Annotated in this window: 1 protein-coding gene; it reads left to right on the top strand. The window is 44.9% G+C overall.

Annotated features, from left to right (window positions below):
- The first annotated feature begins 57 nt into the window (after positions 1-57).
- Positions 58-897: an ammonia-dependent NAD(+) synthetase gene (gene nadE / locus A3729_RS30175; protein ID WP_068513073.1), complete on the top strand. Its 840-nt coding sequence runs from the start codon at positions 58-60 to the stop codon at positions 895-897.
- Positions 898-980: the final 83 nt, after the last annotated feature.

Here is a 980-nt window from a genome sequence, read left to right as displayed (position 1 = left end):
CTTTAATTGAAAGGCTCTTACAAGGGCACTGTTTTTATAGAAAGGTTGGTTAAGAGAATGAGTCTACGTCAGCAAATATTGCAAGAAATGAAAGTTAAGCCTGAGATAGATGTTGAGCAGGAAATCAATACGCGTGTTGCATTTATCAAGCGGAAATTGAAAGATTCAGGTTTGAAAACTTTGGTGCTTGGCATTAGTGGTGGCATCGACTCTTGCACCTGTGGAAAGTTGGCGCAAATGGCCGTTGATCAGCTTAACCAGGAAAATGCTCACCCTCATAGCTTCCAGTTCGTTGCAGTACGGCTACCTTATGGCGAGCAGGCTGATGAGCATGATGCGCAGCTATCAATTGACTTTATTCAACCAAGTCACGCAGTTGCGGTAAACGTAAAGTCAGCTTCCGATGCAATCCATCAAGAGGTGACTGCAGCACTGGACTCGGTAGACCAGTTACATGCTTCCGATCAACGTTTGGACTTTTCAAAAGGTAACGTCAAAGCGAGAGAGCGGATGGTTGCCCAATATCATATCGCCGGTATTTTGGGTGGCTTGGTATTGGGAACGGATCACTCTGCAGAAAATATAACCGGCTTTTTCACCAAATACGGTGATGGTGCAGTGGATTTGATCCCTTTGTTTGGTTTGAATAAGCGTCAGGTGCGTGCTTGCGCAAGCTTTCTTGGCGCGCCAGAGGCTATTATATCCAAGGCCCCAACTGCAGATCTTGAGTCCAACGAACCGGGCAAGAAAGATGAAGACGCATTGGGTATCAGCTATGATCAAATCGATGATTTTTTGGAAGGAAAAGAAATCGAAGAATGGGCTGAAGAGCGCTTGATGAAGATTTATCAAAGCACCCAACACAAGCGCCAGCCTATTCCTAGTATCTACGACTAGCCTTAGGCCTTAGAATAGAACAGATTCATCTGTATCTGACTGGCTAACTTCTTTTCTCTCTTGACGGATTTTGGTTCTACGGT

The organism is Oleiphilus sp. HI0043 (assembly GCF_001634935.1).
Note: the sequence above shows the minus strand (reverse complement) of the source record. Positions and strands in the feature narration are given on the sequence as shown.

Coding starts and splice junctions, on each gene's coding strand:
- nadE (WP_068513073.1), top strand. CDS start 58: ATGAGTCTACGTCAGCAAATATTGCAAGAAATGAAAGTTAAGCCTGAG.